General features: G+C 52.9%; 21 protein-coding genes, 1 tRNA gene and 1 pseudogene. 9 read left to right on the plus strand and 14 right to left on the minus strand.

The features are described 5' to 3' along the window. Window positions 1-62 precede the first annotated feature (62 nt). Window positions 63-521, minus strand: a complete 459-nt coding sequence (gene mgsA / locus ACI2I2_RS14895; protein ID WP_404658596.1) for a methylglyoxal synthase — start codon at window positions 519-521, stop codon at window positions 63-65. 96 nt (window positions 522-617) lie between these two features. Next, window positions 618-1,280, minus strand: a complete 663-nt coding sequence (locus tag ACI2I2_RS14900; protein WP_404658597.1) for a DUF2057 family protein — start codon at window positions 1,278-1,280, stop codon at window positions 618-620. Between the two features lie 168 nt (window positions 1,281-1,448). Here ACI2I2_RS14900 and ACI2I2_RS14905 point away from each other — a divergent pair, with 168 nt between their 5' ends. Next, window positions 1,449-1,862 (plus strand): CoA-binding protein, encoded by a 414-nt coding sequence (locus ACI2I2_RS14905; protein ID WP_330986057.1) that lies wholly within the window; start codon window positions 1,449-1,451, stop codon window positions 1,860-1,862. A gap of 28 nt (window positions 1,863-1,890) precedes the next feature. On the opposite strand, the gene hspQ is transcribed toward ACI2I2_RS14905, so the two are convergent. Both hspQ and rlmI read right to left on the minus strand, forming a co-directional pair. Continuing rightward, complete coding sequence (hspQ, locus tag ACI2I2_RS14910; RefSeq protein WP_404658674.1) at window positions 1,891-2,208, minus strand: heat shock protein HspQ; 318 nt, start codon at window positions 2,206-2,208, stop codon at window positions 1,891-1,893. Window positions 2,209-2,271: 63 nt separating this feature from the next. After that, the gene (gene rlmI, locus ACI2I2_RS14915; protein WP_404658598.1) at window positions 2,272-3,462 is read right to left on the minus strand and encodes a 23S rRNA (cytosine(1962)-C(5))-methyltransferase RlmI; all 1,191 of its coding nucleotides are present in this window, start codon (window positions 3,460-3,462) and stop codon (window positions 2,272-2,274) included. 225 nt (window positions 3,463-3,687) lie between these two features. Here rlmI and yccX point away from each other — a divergent pair, with 225 nt between their 5' ends. Further along, window positions 3,688-3,969: an acylphosphatase gene (gene yccX, locus ACI2I2_RS14920; protein ID WP_404658599.1), complete on the plus strand. Its 282-nt coding sequence runs from the start codon at window positions 3,688-3,690 to the stop codon at window positions 3,967-3,969. Here the strand turns inward: yccX and tusE are convergent. Continuing rightward, window positions 3,966-4,295: a sulfurtransferase TusE gene (gene tusE / locus ACI2I2_RS14925; protein ID WP_404658600.1), complete on the minus strand. Its 330-nt coding sequence runs from the start codon at window positions 4,293-4,295 to the stop codon at window positions 3,966-3,968. The genes yccX and tusE overlap by 4 nt on opposite strands. A gap of 91 nt (window positions 4,296-4,386) precedes the next feature. Beyond that, window positions 4,387-5,046 carry an FtsH protease modulator YccA gene (gene yccA / locus ACI2I2_RS14930; protein ID WP_330986053.1) on the minus strand — a complete coding sequence of 220 codons (660 nt, stop codon included), beginning with the start codon at window positions 5,044-5,046 and terminating at the stop codon, window positions 4,387-4,389. 274 nt (window positions 5,047-5,320) lie between these two features. On the opposite strand from yccA, the gene ACI2I2_RS14935 reads away from it, so the two are divergent. Both ACI2I2_RS14935 and ACI2I2_RS14940 read left to right on the plus strand, forming a co-directional pair. Then, window positions 5,321-6,949 (plus strand): ABC transporter substrate-binding protein, encoded by a 1,629-nt coding sequence (locus ACI2I2_RS14935; protein ID WP_404658601.1) that lies wholly within the window; start codon window positions 5,321-5,323, stop codon window positions 6,947-6,949. 141 nt (window positions 6,950-7,090) lie between these two features. Continuing rightward, a tRNA-Ser gene (locus ACI2I2_RS14940) sits at window positions 7,091-7,178 on the plus strand. A 60-nt stretch (window positions 7,179-7,238) separates the two neighbouring features. Here the strand turns inward: ACI2I2_RS14940 and ACI2I2_RS14945 are convergent. Then, a pseudogene (locus tag ACI2I2_RS14945) lies at window positions 7,239-7,486 on the minus strand (phosphate-starvation-inducible protein PsiE); the annotation flags it as partial. A gap of 94 nt (window positions 7,487-7,580) precedes the next feature. Further along, window positions 7,581-7,820 (minus strand): DUF2164 domain-containing protein, encoded by a 240-nt coding sequence (locus tag ACI2I2_RS14950; RefSeq protein ID WP_404658602.1) that lies wholly within the window; start codon window positions 7,818-7,820, stop codon window positions 7,581-7,583. A 185-nt stretch (window positions 7,821-8,005) separates the two neighbouring features. Between ACI2I2_RS14950 and ACI2I2_RS14955 the strand changes: the two genes are divergently transcribed. Next, entirely contained in the window at window positions 8,006-8,701 is a 696-nt protein-coding gene (locus ACI2I2_RS14955; RefSeq protein WP_404658603.1) for a ParB-like protein, read from the plus strand. A 7-nt stretch (window positions 8,702-8,708) separates the two neighbouring features. Here ACI2I2_RS14955 and ACI2I2_RS14960 read toward each other — a convergent pair whose 3' ends face one another. Further along, window positions 8,709-9,677, minus strand: coding sequence for a GlxA family transcriptional regulator (locus ACI2I2_RS14960; RefSeq protein WP_404658604.1), 969 nt, complete (start codon window positions 9,675-9,677; stop codon window positions 8,709-8,711). A gap of 111 nt (window positions 9,678-9,788) precedes the next feature. On the opposite strand from ACI2I2_RS14960, the gene ACI2I2_RS14965 reads away from it, so the two are divergent. Next, window positions 9,789-10,430, plus strand: coding sequence for an HD domain-containing protein (locus ACI2I2_RS14965; RefSeq protein ID WP_404658605.1), 642 nt, complete (start codon window positions 9,789-9,791; stop codon window positions 10,428-10,430). Between the two features lie 180 nt (window positions 10,431-10,610). Further along, window positions 10,611-11,024, plus strand: a complete 414-nt coding sequence (locus ACI2I2_RS14970) for a hypothetical protein (RefSeq protein WP_404658606.1) — start codon at window positions 10,611-10,613, stop codon at window positions 11,022-11,024. A 52-nt stretch (window positions 11,025-11,076) separates the two neighbouring features. Here the strand turns inward: ACI2I2_RS14970 and ACI2I2_RS14975 are convergent, their stop codons facing one another. Then, window positions 11,077-11,265 (minus strand): YegP family protein, encoded by a 189-nt coding sequence (locus ACI2I2_RS14975; protein WP_404658607.1) that lies wholly within the window; start codon window positions 11,263-11,265, stop codon window positions 11,077-11,079. A gap of 104 nt (window positions 11,266-11,369) precedes the next feature. Next, a complete protein-coding gene (gene cynR, locus ACI2I2_RS14980) occupies window positions 11,370-12,260 on the minus strand; it encodes a transcriptional regulator CynR (RefSeq protein ID WP_404658608.1) in 891 nt (296 codons plus the stop codon). Window positions 12,261-12,373: 113 nt separating this feature from the next. On the opposite strand from cynR, the gene ACI2I2_RS14985 reads away from it, so the two are divergent. Further along, entirely contained in the window at window positions 12,374-12,841 is a 468-nt protein-coding gene (locus tag ACI2I2_RS14985) for a nucleoside deaminase (RefSeq protein ID WP_404658609.1), read from the plus strand. A 61-nt stretch (window positions 12,842-12,902) separates the two neighbouring features. Here ACI2I2_RS14985 and kch read toward each other — a convergent pair whose 3' ends face one another. The 3 genes from kch to ACI2I2_RS15000 all read right to left on the minus strand — a co-directional run bounded on the left by kch (window position 12,903) and on the right by ACI2I2_RS15000 (window position 16,398). Next, the gene (gene kch, locus ACI2I2_RS14990) at window positions 12,903-14,081 is read right to left on the minus strand and encodes a voltage-gated potassium channel protein (RefSeq protein WP_404658610.1); all 1,179 of its coding nucleotides are present in this window, start codon (window positions 14,079-14,081) and stop codon (window positions 12,903-12,905) included. A 65-nt stretch (window positions 14,082-14,146) separates the two neighbouring features. Beyond that, window positions 14,147-15,490, minus strand: coding sequence for an APC family permease (locus ACI2I2_RS14995; RefSeq protein WP_404658611.1), 1,344 nt, complete (start codon window positions 15,488-15,490; stop codon window positions 14,147-14,149). Next, on the minus strand, window positions 15,487-16,398 hold the full coding sequence (locus ACI2I2_RS15000; RefSeq protein WP_404658675.1) for an acetamidase/formamidase family protein: 912 nt from the start codon (window positions 16,396-16,398) through the stop codon (window positions 15,487-15,489). Before ACI2I2_RS15000 ends, ACI2I2_RS14995 begins: the two co-directional genes overlap by 4 nt. A gap of 290 nt (window positions 16,399-16,688) precedes the next feature. Between ACI2I2_RS15000 and agp the strand changes: the two genes are divergently transcribed. Beyond that, window positions 16,689-17,930 carry a bifunctional glucose-1-phosphatase/inositol phosphatase gene (agp, locus tag ACI2I2_RS15005; protein WP_404658612.1) on the plus strand — a complete coding sequence of 414 codons (1,242 nt, stop codon included), beginning with the start codon at window positions 16,689-16,691 and terminating at the stop codon, window positions 17,928-17,930. Window positions 17,931-17,959 lie beyond the last annotated feature (29 nt).

Here is a 17,959-nt window from a genome sequence, read left to right on the forward strand (position 1 = left end):
TCCCGGTGTTTCCCCTAATTCATTGGCTTAAGTGAACGGCGTTACTCAGCAGAGGGGATTTTCTATTTCAGGCGTTCGGCCAGATAGCGCTGGTAGTCCGGGATTTGGATCTCAACCGGTGCGTTAAACGTCGGCGACTGGATGATGAAATCCGCCGTGGCGACGTTAGTGGCAACAGGAATGTTCCAGACGGTTGCCAGGCGAAGCAACGCTTTGACATCCGGGTCGTGCGGCACGGCATTCAGCGGGTCCCAGAAGAAAATCAGCACATCAATTTTGCCTTCAGCAATCATCGCGCCGACTTGTTGGTCGCCGCCCATCGGGCCGCTCAGCATCGCATTCACGTCCAGGCCAGTGGCTCGCTGTACCAGATTGCCGGTGGTACCAGTGCCATACAGAACATGCTGTGCCAACAGCGGTTGATGGCGTTCGACCCAGGCTTTCAGCATCTGTTTGCAGTGATCGTGTGCGACCAGCGCGATGTGCTTGCGACCTGGTATTGTGCGGGTAGTCAGTTCCATAATCAGTTTCCATTAATCAACATGCAGACAGATTACTGGAAGACACTGAGGCTGCAAGAGACAACAGGCAAAAAGATCCTGCGCGATATCATGGCATCACGAAGAAGGCTGCGATTTTGCCCACTCCAGAAAGCGATGGCGGGTAGCCGGGTCAGCCAACTGAAACCAATATTTCAGACGTTGCTCGGTCAGGGTTTGTGACTGATAGGCCGGATTATCCAGTTCAGTGGTTTTTGATAACAGCGTGCTGTCGTCAGGTAATGGCAGGCTGAATTGGGTATCAGAGGCTTGCTTGCTGGCGAGATTGTAGGCCTCGATAGCCTTTTCGTAATCGATATTATCGCCCACCTGCGTAATTGCCAGAATATCGAGTTTGACCGGGATCGGCATCGCATTGCCATCCAGCAGACTGACATGCGGCGTTGAGGTAAATGCCTGGGTTTCCTGCAGCGTTTCAAGGCGCGGCAGGCTAAAGTTCACCTGACCTATCAGCTGTGAATTGAAATTGGCGATAAGGGGGGGAGAAACGTAGAGCTGGCGGTTCTGGTCGGGCAGAATCACCATTTTTTCCACTCGGAACACAACCTGATGTGGGCCATTATCCAGCTCAATACTTTCAGCGCCGCGCAGCAGCAGGCTAGACACTTTTTTTCCGTCGAGCACCAGCAAATTGATATCGCCTGAAAGCCGCAGGGTAGTGGCATGCGCGCTGACAGGAAGCATAAGCAGTAGCCAGAGTATGGCGATTCCCGTTCTCATCGGACTCTCCTGTAAATAGCGCACCCTTAGAGTGTATCAAAATTTTACGAAAGTGATTTTTATTAACATATAGACACGATCCACGATTCCGCCCTCATACTCTGGTATGACTGAATGGCTGGTGTTTAAGGATTGTCGTACACTTGGCATAATTGCCCGGAGGACAGAATGAAAGAGAACGATATTGCAGGCATCCTGAAGCAGACTCGCACCATTGCGCTGGTGGGCGCGAGCGACAAACCTGACCGCCCGAGCTATCGGGTGATGAAGTATCTGCTGGATCAGGGATATCACGTTATCCCGGTGTCGCCGAAGGTGGCAGGCAAAACGCTGTTAGGCCAACAAGGCTATGGCACGCTAGCGGAAGTGCCGGAAAAAGTGGATATGGTGGATGTGTTCCGCAATTCAGAAGCTGCATGGGGTGTCGCTCAGGAAGCGATTGCCATTGGCGCGAAAACGCTGTGGATGCAGCTCGGTGTGATTAATGAACAAGCTGCGGTGCTGGCGCAAGATGCCGGGCTGAATGTGGTGATGGACAAGTGTCCGGCGATTGAAATCCCTCGATTAGGGCTCGCCAAATAAAGAAAACCCCGCAGCGCGGGGTTTTTAATTAGTTGCGCAGTCGGGGCGCCTGAAGCTGTTGGCGAATGGTTCGCGCCAGTTCATCCATCGTCGGTTGCTCCGGATGTTCATCGCTGGCTTCGCTTTTCAGTTGAGCTTCCGCAAGATAGGTGTGCACGGGCTGGCCATCGTCATCTTCCATCACCACGTGATACCAAGGCGAAGCGCGAAGCTCATCGTTCACGGCGACCTCATCTTCAGAGGGCTCATCAAGTGAATATTCCGGGTCGATATCGACAATCACGCCCAGATAGCCCAACAGCGAATGCCGGACTTGCTGGCCGATGCCGAATTTGCTGACAATCATCATAGTCACCTCCCGGGAAACATTACTTACAGTGAATATGTGGGCAATGTTTCACTTTTCAACTTACATGACGCGACAGGCAAACCCTTTCAGATACAGCCCTTCCGGGTAGGTTGCGATCACAGGATGATCGGCTGCCTGACGGAACTGTTCTATAAATTGTACATCACGCCCGGCATCCACTGCCGCATCGGCGACAATTTTCTGAAATAAATCTGTGGTCATCAGGCCAGAGCAGGAGAACGTCAACAGCACACCGCCCGGGTTCAGTAGCTGGATAGCCAGCATGTTGATGTCTTTATATCCGCGACAGGCGCCCATCAGCTGGTTCTTGTTTTCAACGAACTTCGGTGGGTCCATCACGATCACATCAAACTTCTCGCCTTCATCGCGGTATTTGCGCAGCAACTTGAACACGTCGTCACGCACAAACTTCGCTTTGCTCAGGTCGAGTTTGTTCAGCTCAACGTTCTGCTTCGCAATATCCAGCGCTTCCTGAGAGGTATCGACGCTGGTGACTTCACGGCAGCCGCCCATCAAGGCTGACACCGCAAATCCACCGGTGTAAGAGAAACAGTTCAGAACGCGCTTGTCTTCAACGTATCGACGCGTCGCCAGGCGGCTATCACGCTGATCGAGGTAGTAACCGGTTTTGTGGCCGCCCTGGATATCAACCAGCAGTTTCATGCCGTGCTCTTCAATAGGCAGCAGGGCAGGTGGCAGCTCGCCAGTGACCGGGCCCTGAGTCAGTTCCATGCCTTCTTTTTTACGTACCGCCACATCGCTGCGGTCGTAAATAGCGCATTCCGGGAACTGGGTTTGCAGCGCGCTAATCAACGCTGCTCGCTGGTACTCCGCACCTGCGCTCAGCAGTTGCAGTACCAGGAAGTTGCCAAAGCGGTCAATAGTGACGCCAGGCAGCCCGTCAGATTCACCAGCAATCAGGCGATAGCTGTCGAGGCCATCTTTTTTCGCCAGCCACTCACGCCAGGTTTGAGCTTGTGCCAGACGACGTTCGAAAAAGGCGATATCAATGGCTTCGTTTTTGTCGAACGTCCAGACGCGTGCACGAATCTGCGAAGCCGGGGAGTAAGCGCCGCGTGCCAGCCATTTGCCCTGATGGTCAACAATATCAATGGTCTCGCCGAGGGAGGCTTTGCCTTCCATGCGCGCAACCGCGCCGGAGAAGACCCATGGGTGACGGCGAAGTAAGGATTTTTCGCGGCCTTTGGCTAACACTAAACGTACGCTCATAATTTGCTATTCTGTTGGTTCAAAGAGATGGGAGACTGATGACAACGTGTTGCCATCGCAGAACGGATACTGGACGTCAAAAAAATTAGGAAAATCAATTTATTGATTTTCGGCTGCTAACCACAAGGAAGGAAAAACCACGTTTTTTCCTTCCTTGTCAGACATCTAATGGGCGCCATTTTCCCACGTCAGGCGGGAAAAGCAATGAATAACGGGGGAACAGCTATGGCACAGGCGTGCACAATCGCATGGGTTCACGGTCTGGTTCAGGGCGTGGGATTTCGTTACAGCACCCAGCGCGAGGCGTTAAAACTGGGGCTCACGGGGTACGCGCGTAATCTGGATGATGGCAGTGTGGAAGTGTTAGCGTGTGGCGAAGCAAGTCATGTTGAACAGCTTGTCGCCTGGCTCAAGGCTGGTGGGCCGCGCAGTGCCCGGGTGGACAAGGTTCTGACTGAACCCCATCAGCCCGGGAAAGAATGGCATGACTTCGGTATTCGCTATTAAATGCACTTCACCGGTTTAGGCAGGCCGGCGATTTTCGTGGCCTGCTTGGCCGGGCCTTTTGGGAACAGGCGATACAAATAGCGGCTGTTGCCTTTCTCTTCGCCGAACTTTTTCGCCATAGCTTTGACCAGCATGCGGATCGCGGGAGAGGTATTAAACTCCAGGTAAAACTCACGCACGAAGCGCACCACTTCCCAATGCTCAGGCGTGAGAGTTATCTCTTCTTTCTGAGCAATCACTTCGGCAAGTCCTTCGCTCCACAGCTTGCTTTCTTTCAGATAACCATCGTTATCTGTCTCGATTTCCTGGCCTTCAAAATTCAACATAATCACTCTAACCGTTAGCAGAAAACCGCCGCAGTGTAGCAAAAAACAAAACCCCGCATAAGCGGGGTTTGGGGTGTAGCTCGGTTCAGTCTTAGTCGCGGCTGGCGAAACCAAGGATGCTCAACAGGCTCACGAAGATGTTGTACAGCGACACATACAGGCTGACGGTAGCGCGAATATAGTTCGTTTCGCCGCCGCGGATGATGTTGCTGGTCTCAAACAGGATGGCACCCGAAGAGATCAGAATGAACACTGCGCTGATAGCCAGATGCAGGGCAGGCAACTGCAGGAAGATGTTCGCCACCATCCCAACCAGCACCACCACAATCCCTGCCATCAGCATGCCGCCGAGGAAGGACATATCTTTACGAGTGGTCAGCACATAAGCCGAGCAGGCGAAGAATACCAGTGCCGTTCCGCCCAATGCCATACCGATGACATCACCCATGCCTGCAGAGATATACGCGTTCAGCATTGGGCCGAGGATATAACCCAGGAAGCCGGTAAAGGCGAATGCGGACAGAATGCCGACAGGCTTATCCGCGGTTTTATACGTCAGGAACATCAGACCGTACATGCCGACCAGTGTCAAAATCAGACCTGGGGAAGGCAGCATCAACACGGTACTTGCCGTCGCCGTGATGGCGGAAAACGCCAGCGTCAGGCTCAGCAGAAAATAGGTATTACGCAGGACTTTGTGTGTGCTCAGAAGCGATGAACGATCGCGCGACGAGGTAATAATACGATCCATAGTGTCACTCTCTTTTAAAGACAGTTGTAATAACTGCTGAGAATAGGGAAACAAAGTCCAAAGCTCTAGTGGTTTTACCCATCTTTACCGACCCGTCAGCCCCCTAAATCAGAGCATTATGCCAACAATGTAAACCCTGGCAGAAGGATTGTTGTTTTTCAGAGTTCAATCAGATCGACCTCTTATAGGTTGCTGAAAAATATTGCGTTATTACCAAAGCGCCGCTAACACTGAATGCGGAGTAAGCAACAATGAAACCAATAAGGCAATGGATATGAAACCACAAAAACACAATTATATTACGCTGGCATTCATCACCGCAGGATTGCTCAGTGCAGCCTCAATGAGCTGGGCGGCGCAGGTGCCAGCAGGAACACAGTTAGCAGAGAAACAGGAACTGGTCAGAAATAACGGCAATGAACCTGCCACGCTTGACCCGCACAGAGTCGAAAGTGACGTTGAAGGTAATATTATCAGGGATATCTTCGAGGGATTGGTTTCTGTTAATCAGGATGGATCGATTGCCCCGCGTCTCGCGGATAAGTGGGAGCAGAAGGACAATACAGTCTGGACGTTCCATCTGCGTCCTGGCATTACCTGGTCCGACGGCACAGCAATTACCGCACAAGATGTGGTCTGGAGCTGGCAGCGTCTGGTTGATCCTAAAACATCGTCACCTTACGCCAGCTATCCTGGCAGCATGCATATTGTGAATGCTGAAGAGATTGCTTTGGGCAAAAAATCGCCAGAAACGTTGGGCGTTAAAGCGCTGGATGATAATACTTTGCAAGTCACCCTGACTCAGCCAAACGCGGTGTTTCTCTCCATGCTTGATCACTATGTGATGGTGCCGATTGATCCCGTGCTGGTAAAACGTTTTGGCGATAAGTGGACTCAGCCACAGCATATCGTGACCAGTGGCGCATACACGCCGACGGAATGGGTGGTCAATGAACGCATCGTCGCCAAGCGAAATCCAAAATATTGGGACAACGAACATACCGTCATCAACAAAGTGACCTACCTGCCAATTAACTCAGAAGCCTCCGACGTCAACCGTTATAAGGCAGGGGAAATCGACATCGTTTATACCCTGCCAATCAACCAGTTTGCTCAGTTGAAGAAAACATTAGGTAGTGAGGTGAATGTCGCCCCTCAATTGGCGACAGCCTATTATCAATTCAATACCACCAAAGCCCCGTTCAACGATCCGCGCGTCCGTCTTGCATTAAACATGGGTCTGGATAAAGACATCATTGCCGAGAAAGTGTTAGGGCAGGGCCAGCGTGCGGCATGGCTTACCAGCCAGCCAGAAATTGGTGGCATCACGCTTAAAACCCCGGACTACGCAAGCTGGCCGCGTGAAAAGCGTATTGCCGAGGCGAAAAAACTCTTGGCAGAAGCTGGATTCGGTGAAAATCATCCGCTGTCCTTCAACCTGTTGTACAACACCAGTGAGTCACTTCAACGCCTTGCGATTGCAGCAAGCTCAATGTGGAAGAAAAACCTCGGTGTTGAGGCTAAATTGCAAAACCAGGAATGGAAGACGATGCTGGATGCCATGCATACCGGCAATTATGAGGTTGTACGCTACGCCTGGATTGCGGATTACGATGATGCCTCTTCTTTCCTCAACAACTTCCGCACGGGTGACAGTCAGAACACGACTAAATACAGCAACCCTGACTTTGATCAGGCGCTGGTAGACGCCTCTAAAGCGACCGATATGGCAAAACGCGGTGAGTACTATCAAAAGGCGGAAGATATCCTCGCCAAGGATGTGCCAGCCATTCCGGTTTATCACTATGTCCGCACGCATCTGGTGAAACCGTGGGTCGGCGGATTCACGCCGGATAAGCTGGGTTTCTACTTCACCAAAGATATGTACATCATTAAGCACTAAAAAAACCGGTCAAAGATGCTGATAATCTGCACGATGTGCCGATATTTCAGGCGATTAAACGCATTTTGACTGTTTTTAAGGCAAACGAACAAGGTGGGGGTTTACAGGATGCCTTCTGATGTTTAAAGTACGCCTCACTTAGGAAGCGTGGCCGAGCGGTTGAAGGCACCGGTCTTGAAAACCGGCGACCCGAAAGGGTTCTAGAGTTCGAATCTCTACGCTTCCGCCAAATTCGAAAGCCCCAGTTCAGCAATGAACTGGGGCTTTTTCGTTTCTGCCATTTCCACATTCAATCACGCGTCAACCGGGAACTGCTGCACACCCACAGCGTAATCACTAGCGTCAGGATAGAAAGCGAGTACAGCAGCACGTTCATCGGGGAATCGTAATGCACGATGATCAGGCGAATGATGGCTGTCACGCCGATATAAACGAAATAGCGCAGCGGGAAATGGCTGCCCGACTTAAAATACTTGACGATCAGCGCAATAAACTCGAAGTAAAGAAACCACGCAGCAGCCCCTCGACAAAATCGTAGCTGTTGGTCGCCGGAAAATTAAAGAAGGTATCCCCAAGCGACCAGGATTTCTTGCCAGCCCTTTAATGTGACAAAAGCTTGTCTGGATAAGCCTCACCAAATTTTCTGCAAATCCATCTCTTCCTGAATGCGGTCGCAGTATTTTTGGTGAGTGCTGATGGCTTCATCGATGCCGGCGTTGTAAATCGCGACGCCAAGGGTGCCGATGATAAAGTCGGTGAAAAATTCGCCGTCAAACTGCTCCAGCGTCAAGTTGAAATGCTCTTCGCAATACTCCAGCAGCTTGACTCTGATGGCTTCGCGTTGTTCGGGTGGGAGCTGTATTTCCTTCATGGATGAACCTCATTGTTCTACGATTTTCTTCTTTGTAAGGTGCCAATATACCTGTTTTACCCGGATGAGTTGTCTGTGTAGGGCTCAACTTACACGCCGGAAGGGGAAATCCTATTGATTATTCCCGGTGTTCAATGTTGTTATCTCCTCCAGCGACTCTCAGCTTACTGTCAGGAAAATCATCGATGAAAAAATGGCTTTTGCTCGCGGCGATCCTCAGCCCACAAGCTTTTGCGGCGGCACCTTGTGCACCAGATACGGCTCCCGGGGATTTATGTGAAGTGGCTATCGACCAGCTTCGCCCGACTCAGGCAGGTATTGGTCAACTGCAGGTCGATGAGGAGCAGAAAAAACTCGCGGACAAGAGCGCCAAAAAGCTCGAAAAATATGTCATCAAAAAAGAGATCCCGGTGGTTATCTCCCCGCAGGGCGAATACTGGCTGGTCGACAGGCATCACCTCACTCGCACCTTATGGCAACTGGGCGTTAAAAAGACTACGGTGAAAGTCATTGCTCACCTGCAGGATAACGCCACGTTCTGGCCGCAGATGGAGAAAAACCATTGGGTGTGGCTGAAAAATGAAAAAGGGCAGCCGATAACGCCAGAACAACTGCCGAAGCATATCGCCGACCTGACAGATTACCCTTATCGCTCTTTGGCTGGTCTGTTGCAGGACAAAGGCTATTTTGACAAGAAAAAGCAGGTCTATTTTGTTGAGTTCGCGTGGGCGAGCTGGCTGGGCCATAAAATGAATTGGGCCGCAGTCAACTCAGGAAACCTGAATGAACGCCTGACGCAGGCGAAGAAACTGGCCTGTCAGCCGGATGCTAAAGCGCTTCCTGGGTATCCGGGAAAAATGTGCTCTGTCGCGGCAAAGTGAAGCCCCCTCAGTAAACGCCACGCAGATGAAGCTTGCGGTACATCGGCGGTGTCATGCCCATTTGCCGGATAAAGGCCCTGCGCAGGCTGTCCGCACTGTTGTATCCGACTGCGTTGGCGATAGTTTTCAGCGGCACATCTTCCTTTTCCAGCATCTCTTTCACGCGGCTGATGCGGCAAGCCTCCAGCCACTCACCGGGCCGAACGTTAAGCTGCTGCTGAAAAAGCCGGTTGAGGTGGCGAGTGCTGAGCCCAATATGATCGGCCATGTCTGAAAGCGAATGAATACGGTCAAGATGGGTGAGGGTCCAGCGCTGGAGCTCCTGCAATGCCTCCCGGCCGTTCAGCGAGAGTGTCTGCCCTCTGACGTAATGACTCTGGTTAGCCGGGCGGCGGAAAAACATCACCAGATTGCCCGCGATATCCATTGCCAGTTCCCGACCCAAATCTTCCTCAACCAGCCTCAACGCAAGATCCATCCCCGAGGTCACGCCTGCGGCCGTTCTGACCGGGCCATCTGCAACATACAGCGCGTCTTTATCCACGTGGATATCAGGGTAGCTCTTTTCCAGTTGATCGGCCGATTGCCAGTGAGTCGTGACGGTCCTGTGGGTCAATACGCCGGACTGAGCCAGCAGAAACGCACCGGTGCAGATGGAGCCATAGCGACGGCTGTTATCACAAAGCAGTTTGATGCTTTGGCTAGCCTGGTTACTGAGTGTGGTATGCGGCGCATCGGGCATGCCTGCCACCAGAAAGGTATCTGGCCGGAATGTGCTGCAGGCTTCCAGGCTGCGGTGCCCCACCAGTTCGATGCCTGACGAGGCACGCACATGGCCTGCATCGAGGGTCACAATCTCCAGGTCATACACTTCGCGACGCAGTAAAGCATTGGCTTCGGCAAACACATCCAGCGGGCCAGAGACATCCAGCAACTGCACGCCGGGCATGGCCAGTATCGCAATCGTGCGTTTCATCGTTCTGCGTGTCTCCTTTGGTGTGAATGTCTTTAATTGTCGTTATAGGGCTAATGATGACATTCAGATTGCCCGATACACTGCAGCAACTCAACCGACAGGAGACAAAAAATGCACTCAATGATCAAAAAAATCGCCGTTCCGGATAGCCAGCTTGCCCGCGCGGCAACAGAATTTGTGCGGGACACAGAGAACGATTTGCTGTTTCACCACTCCAGCCGCGTCTATTACTGGGGCGCACTTGCCGGGGAACATCGTGGCCTGAAGGTGGACAAGGAATTGCTCTACGTAGGATGCATGTTCCACGACGTAGGCCTGACACACGAACATTGCAGCTGTGACAAGCGGTTTGAAGTGGATGGCGCTAACGCAGCGCGCGACTTTCTGCGCAGCTATGGCGTTAACGAACAGGACATCACCACCGTCTGGACAGCCATCGCGTTACATACCACGCCAGGTATTCCGGAATTTATGGCCCCTGAAATCGCGTTGCTGACAGCCGGTGTGGAGATGGATGTGCTCGGCATGGGCTATGAGACTTTCAGCGAAAGTGACAGGGAAGCCGTGACGGCGGAACATCCGCGCTCAGCGAATTTCAAAGAGGACATCATTTCGGCGTTTTATAACGGCATTAAACACAAGCCGCAGACCACCTTTGGTAACGTCAAAGCGGATGTTATTAAGGATAAAGAACGTGATTTCCAGCCGCTGAACTTCTGCTCCATCATCAGAAACTCAGCCTGGAAAGGCTGAGAGTAAGCTGTAATTCTGGCCATAAAATGGGGGCGGGATACTGCCCCTTTTTTTTCAGGGAACGGGTCGCATGATTTCTGTGGCCTTAATTTGCTGCTGATTCAATTAAGATTTTTTACCTTGTGAGCGAAGCGGGGCAGAAATAAAGTTATCCACGGACTCTGATAAAAGGAAATTCAAATGAAAAAGACCATCATCGCTATGTCCCTTCTGTTTGTTGCCACTGGCGCGATGGCGCAGGGCGAAATGCAGCATGCCACAGATGAAACCGTTCAGGCCGCACATGCAGGCGCTGACACAGCAAAAGAGAAACTGCACCAGACTGAGCATCGCACTCAGGAGCAGATCAACAAAGCGAAAAGCGACGGTTCCACCACCGACAACATGAAGCAAGACGGTGAGAAGGCCTGGAATCGCACCAAAGAAGGCAGCGAGAAGGCGTGGGATAAAACTAAGCAGGGCTCTGAAAAAGCCTGGAACAGCACCAAAGAAGGCAGTCAGAAAGCCTGGGATGCTACCAAAGAAGGCAGCAGCAAAGCGTGGGATAAAACCAAAGCCGGCGCTGAAGACCTGAAGAAAAGCGTGTCTGAGTAAACGTCTTGCCTGAATGAAGCCCGCACTGGTTGCGGGCTTTTTGCTTTCTGCATCACACCGTTTTGTCTTTGATCTCGGTGGTGGCACCATTTTTTTGCACTGAAGCAATGCCTTTTTGCGCGGCCGCTTTGGTGGAGTACATTTCGCTGCGAGCAATCACTTCATGGTTCGCGGCTTTCAACACAAAATAGTACGGCTCTTTGGTGTCCTTGTCGGATTTCTTGATTTCGTAATATCCCATGGTTTTCTCCTCGGTTGTGTCGGCAATTGACCTGTTAAGCATAGAGTCTGGCACAAACCTTGCCACCGTGGATTAAAGAGCGAATTCAAGGATTTTGAATCAGGTTACTGCCTGACCTTCAGCTCCCCGAGCACGTGGCTCAACACTTCTATAAGCGCACCGGCGGCGGCATGACGAGTATTTTTACGGGTCAGCGCGACGCCTGTACGCCCTGAAAGCGGGGGCGAAAGTTCAAGCGTGCAGAGGGCATTGTGTGCTTGCACCAGCGTATCCGGCAGAATACTTGCAAGCGGCGCGCGCTGCAGCAGAGCAAGAATCGCGCCCAGGGTATTGGTTTCCATCACAAGATTAGGGCTCACATTCTGCGTGCGACATTGCTGGTCGATTTCAACGCGGGTGGAAAAACTGCAGTCCAGCAAAACCAGTGGTTCCCCGGTCAGCGCCGTTATCGCCAACTGCTTTTGCCCGGCGAGCGGATGTTTTTTACTGACGACCAGCACCAGCCCTTCCTGCATCAGAGGCGTGGCGGAAAGTTCTGCGGCGTGATCGCCTGCGAAACCCAGGCCGATATCCAGCTCATCGTTCACCAGTTGCTGTTCAATCTGCCCTTGAGTGCCTTCGCTGACGGCGAGGGTAATGCCGGGGTAACGCTGCCAGAAGGCAGCCAGCAGCGGGCCCGCCAGCCACGGCGTATAGGTCGGCGTCAGGCCCAGGCGCAGATGCCCGCGGCTTAAATCTTCCACGTCCTGCACCGCACGGGCTCCGGCTTCCAGTTCGTTCATCGCCTGGCGGGCGTGGCGCTGAAACACTTTCCCGGCATCGGTCAAACGAACTGTTCGGCCCGTTCGGTCAAAAAGCTGCACTTGCAGGGTTTGTTCCAGCAGTTTGATTTGCTGCGAGAGCGCAGGTTGCGAGACATACAGCGCGGCGGCGGCGCGGGTAAAGCTGCCGTGCTCTGCAACGGCAAGGAAGTAGTGGACGTAGCGCAGGATCATTGCATCACCTATAAGAAATACTAATAGCGATAATAATAATTGAGACTTTTATCTTATCAATCTAAGCCTCTACTCTTTTTGTTATGTACTAGCGCAAACCAAAGGAGCGAGAGATGGATTTTGTAAAACGTACGATTGAGCTGGCGATGAAAAATGTGGAAGAGGGCGGTCGACCGTTTGCCACGGTGATTGTGCGCGGGGAAGAGATTGTCGCCGAAAGCCCGAATCAGGTGGCTCAGACTAACGATCCCACGGCGCATGCGGAGATCCTCGCGGTGCGCGAGGCCTGCCGCAAACTGGGCACCGAAAACCTCAGCGACTGTGACATCTACATTCTGGCGAGCCCTTGCCCGATGTGTCTCGGCGCGCTCTATTATTGCAGTCCGCGCAAGGTTATCTACATCACCACCCGCGAGGAATACGTGCCGTATTACCGCGATGACCGCAAATATTTTGAACTGGAAACCTTCTACGGCGAGTTTACCAAACCGATTGCCCAGCGCCGGTTGCCGATGGTGCATCAGCCCAGCCCGGAGGCCATCAAGGTGTATCAGCGCTGGCAGGTTTTGAATGCGAAATAGTCAGGTGAGTTGGTATTAATGGAGAAGCCCGCAATTGCTGCGGGCTTTTTGGCGTCAGAGGTTAATGCCCGTCCTGGAACAGCAAATCCATCAGGTTGCCGGTGTCCATTTGCTCGCCGCTTAATTTACGCAGCAGCAACTCGCTGGCTAGCGTCTGTAACGAGAAAACAATATCGGGCTGAACGCGCTTAATTTTGCTCAGGTTTTTATCGGAGTTCACCAGCGCGAGAATTTTTCCTTCTGCCGATACCACTTCTTTCGCCGCCAGCACGATAAACGCATTGTCGGAATCGTCATTGCGCAGCACCAGAATGTACTTCGCTTTATCTGCGCCCGCTTCACGCAGGGCTTTATCGGATGACGGGTCATCAATCAGCACGTCGGCCTCTGGCGGGAAATCGTGCGGCACACCTGGCGGGATAAGCACGGTGATGGTTTCGTCACGTGCCTTCAGGCCGTTGTAAACGCTCAGCGCCAGCGGCGTGGCACCGATAATAATCATGTGGTTCTTGCGCATGGCGTGTGAAATTCTCCCTTTGATCATGCGTTTCAGGTTGCCACCGATGACCGGGCCAATGATGGCGCTGATGGACGTGGCGAAGACGGTAATGCCCAGAATGATAATCGACACCGTGAACAGCCGCGCAGAAGCGGTAACCGGCACGATGTCGCCGAAACCGACGGTAGACATGCTTACCGTTGAGAAATAGAGCGCCGTTGAAAGCTCATCAATGGCGGGATGGAACTGATCGCCTAAATACAATGAGCCGCACAGGGCATAGGTCAGCAACGAGCCAAAGCTGATGAGCGCAAACAGCGTACCCGCCGCCAGGCTTGACTGGCTGAACTCACGCCAGAACCACAGCAGACACAGACAGTCCAGCAGCGACAAATAGCCAATTCGATGCAGGCCGCCCGGCAGCAGGAAATTGAACAACGCCACGGCGATAAGCAGGATCAGCGAAAACGACCAGGCGACACGCGCGCGCAAAAACAGGCCGATGCTCATCAGCACAATGGCAATGCCGAGCACCACTTGCGGCAGGGTTAACAGGCCAAAGGTGGAAATCAGATCTTTCCAGCCGGTGAATTCGCCCATTGCTTGTGGCACGAAATGGTAGATTTGCACCAGCACAGGCTTGAGGAACACGCTGCCAATGAGCAGCGTCAGCAGGCCAATCCAGCGATGAGGGCGGAACAGGGGGTTGAGTACAGCGAGCTTTTTAAGAAGGGCTTTCATGACATTTCTTTATTCCCGAAACCTGCACGCACCAGGGTGTAAACATCTGGCGCGCGCCGGGAAGATTAACTCTCCAGATTGAGGACCACGTTGCGTTTGAGCAGCACGCGCATCACGACATAATACACGATGCCCAGCGCCAGCCAGCTAAGACCAAGAATTTTCGCCTCAACGTCCATTTCGTAAATCACGAAGCTGATGATGCAAAAACCGATCACCGGGAAGACAAGGTGCATCAGCAAATTGCGGGATTTCTGGCGCAGCATGTAATGGTTAATCACCGCTACGTGCAGAACAAGGAAGCCCATCAATGCGCCGAAGTTCACCAGGCGGCTGAGGTTATCAATATCACCGTAGAACCACAGGCCGGAAGCCAGCGAAATCAGCGCCACAAACAGCGTGCTGACATACGGTGTTTTCAGGCGCGGATGCACTTTTGCCAGCAGGGCAGGAAGCTGCTTATCGCGAGCCATGGCATACAGAATGCGTGAGACCGCAGCCTGAGCAACCAGCGCATTCGCGATCCCCCAGGAAATCACCGTCGACCACATGGTCACATACTTCAGCCATTGACCGCCTGCCAGATTCGCCGTGTCATAGAACGCCGTATCAAGACTGGTGAAGGCCATGCCCTGAGACAAATCGGCGGCAATCCAGGTTTGCAGGATAAACAGCGAGCCGACCAGAATCAGCGCAACCAGCGACGCTTTGCCTACTGTGTCCACGCCATCTTTGGTTTCTTCCGAAAGTGTTGAGATCCCGTCAAAACCGAGGAACGACAGCACCGCAATCGACACCGCGCCCATTACCAGCGGCAGGCTAAATTTATCCGGATTGTACAGTGGATCCAGCGTCAAATGGCCCGCGCCCTGGCCGGAGTACAGCGCCAGCAGGCCCAGTACCACGAAAATCGTCAACACCACGATTTCAGCCATCAAAATGGTGTTGTTGGCTTTGGCGGTGAAGGTGATGCCTTTCAGGTTAATCAGGCTGTTAACGGCGATAAAGCCGACAATCCACACCCAGCCCGGCACACCAGGCACCATCGGCGCTAAGGCCGCCGCGCTGACGATATACAGCAGGGAAGGCACCAGAATGTAGTCGAGCAGAATCAACCAACCGGCGAAGAAGCCGACGATCGGATGAATACCGCGTTGGGCGTACGCATACACGGAGCCGGAAACCGGGAAGGCACGAGACATCGACCAGTAGCTCATGGCGGTGAAGAACATCGCCACCATGCCGATGAGATAGGCCAGCGCGACCATGCCTTTAGCGCCATCCCACACGTAACCAAACACCCCAAACGGCGCGATAGGCACCATGAAAATCATGCCGTAAATCAGCAAATCTTTGAAGGTCAGTGCTCGATGCAGCTCTTGCTTGTAGCCAAATTGTTCAACACTCATTTTTCACCGCCTGCAATGCTCAGATTTAACTGGGCGGCAACGGTTTTCGGCAGCGCAAAACGGCAGGTTTTCAGCGGGTCGACCACCTGACAAACCTGCAAATCACCCGTGATGCTGAGAATGCTGATCGCCTGAAACAGCGGCAGTTCGGTGTTGTCGGCGATGAAATGCGCCATATTGCGGGTCGCCATGCTGGCAGCTTCATCGAGTGTTAACGCTGAAGCGAGGGTAAACAGCGTGTCGTCATTTTCCAGCATCGGCAGTGGGAGCTTGCGATTTTTCACCACGGTCAGTTCCACGGTCACTTCGCCGGGAATTTCGAGCCCGCACACCGAGACTTCGCCATCGCCCATAGCAGCATGCAGGTCACCAAGAGCAAACAGCGCGCCCGGCACATTCACTGGCAACCATAAAGTGCTGCCTTCGGTGATTTCTTTGCAGTCCATGTTGCCGCCGTGGCTGTCAGGCGTTCCGCAGGAAATCGCTTCCCCGGCTGGAGCCACGCCAATCACGCCAATCATCGGACGCAAGGCAACTTCCACGCCGCCCGGCAACAGTGCTTTGCCGTTATCAATCGGGATAATGGAGACTTCCGGAGCCTGCAGTTCATCGCCAATTACGCCCAGATTGGGCGCAGTGACCATCACCGCGTTATCACGGGTAAAACGAATGCGTTTGATGTGAACCCGTAATGCGTCGCCAGGCTGGGCTTCTTCGATGTAAACCGGACCAGTGGCGGGGTTGATGCGTTGCCAGTCGAGCGCCTGAAAGACGGTATCGGCGGCAGTGATTTGGTCGGAGAAACAATCGCAGGTGTCGAAGATAACTTCGCTGCCGCTTTTGACGGTGGCGACGGGCTGGTTATCGCGTGACATAGCATACACAACGCGATCGTTGCTTATTTTGATCATGATTTTCCCTGTCTGGTGCTGTTTATGTTTTTTGTTGTCTCCTTTTAAAAGGAGTGGGTTCTAGATCTAACGGCAGCCAGGGCCAATTGCAAATGGCTTCGTGCCATTGGGCAGTTGATTTGTTTAATTCAGAATTTGAAATCGTAGAAATAACCAGGAGGGGTGTATCAGCCTGGAATAAACCGCATTCGGACTCTTCATTCGCTGGTTTGCGGCCTGCGTCCAGGCAAATTGTCATGTTTCTGTCACAATTAAACCGACTCTAAAAACGCACGAGGGAATAAGGGATGAGAAAAAGCGTCATTGCGGCGGCCGTTATTGGCACACTTTTTATGGCTTCCGGAGCCCAGGCGGACACCACGCCAGAAGGGTATCAACTTCAGCAGGTGCTGATCATGAGTCGGCACAACCTGCGCGCGCCGTTAGCTAATAACGGCAGCGTGCTGGAGCAGTCCACGCCGAACAAATGGCCTGAATGGGATGTGCCCGGTGGGCAGCTCACCACCAAAGGCGGCATTCTTGAAGTGTACATGGGCCACTATATGCGTGAATGGCTGGCCGAGCAGGGCATGGTCACCACCGGCGAGTGTCCACCAGAAAACGCGGTGTATGCCTATGCCAACAGCCTGCAACGCACAGTCGCCACGGCGCAATTCTTTATTACCGGCGCGTTCCCGGGGTGTGATGTGCCGGTTCATCATCAGGCCGAAATGGGCAAAATGGACCCGACCTTCAACCCGGTTATCACTGATCAGTCTGAAGCTTTCAGCCAGCAGGCCGTGAAGGCGATGGCGGAAGAGCGTCAGAAAATGAAGCTCGACGACAGCTATAAGCTGCTGGAGAAAATCGTCGATTATCAAAATTCCCCGTCCTGCAAAGAGAAGAAAGACTGTTCGCTGACAGAAGCGAAAGACACCTTCAGCGCGCCGTATGAAAAAGAGCCGGGCGTGTCCGGGCCGTTGAAAGTCGGTAACTCGCTGGTGGATGCGTTCACTTTGCAATACTACGAAGGCTTCCCGCTGGATCAGGTTGCGTGGGGGCAGATTAAAACCGATCAGCAATGGCGTGTGCTGTCAGAACTGAAAAACGGCTATCAGGACAGTTTGTTCACCTCGCCGGAAGTGGCACGGAATGTTGCCGCTCCGTTGGTGAGGTACATCGACAAGGCGTTGGTCACCGAGGCGGCGAAAGCGCCAAAAGTGACGTTGATGGTTGGGCACGACTCGAATATCGCCTCGCTGCTGATGGCGCTGGATTTCAAACCTTATCAGCTTCATGACCAGTACGAGCGGACCCCTATCGGCGGCAAAATTGTCTTTGAGCGCTGGCACGATACCCAGGGGAATCGTGAATTGATGAAAATTGAGTATGTTTATCAAAGCACGGAGCAACTGCGTAATGCGGATGTGCTGACGCTGAAGTCGCCGCCACAGCGTGTGACATTAGAGTTGAAAGGTTGCCCGGTGGATGCAGAAGGTTTCTGCCCGGTAGAGAAATTTAACGCAGTATTGAATAACGCCGCGAAGTAAACGAAAAAGCCCCCGCTCAGCGGGGGCAG

It is taken from the genome of Scandinavium sp. NPDC088450 (assembly GCF_044900545.1).
Lineage (GTDB): Bacteria > Pseudomonadota > Gammaproteobacteria > Enterobacterales > Enterobacteriaceae > Scandinavium.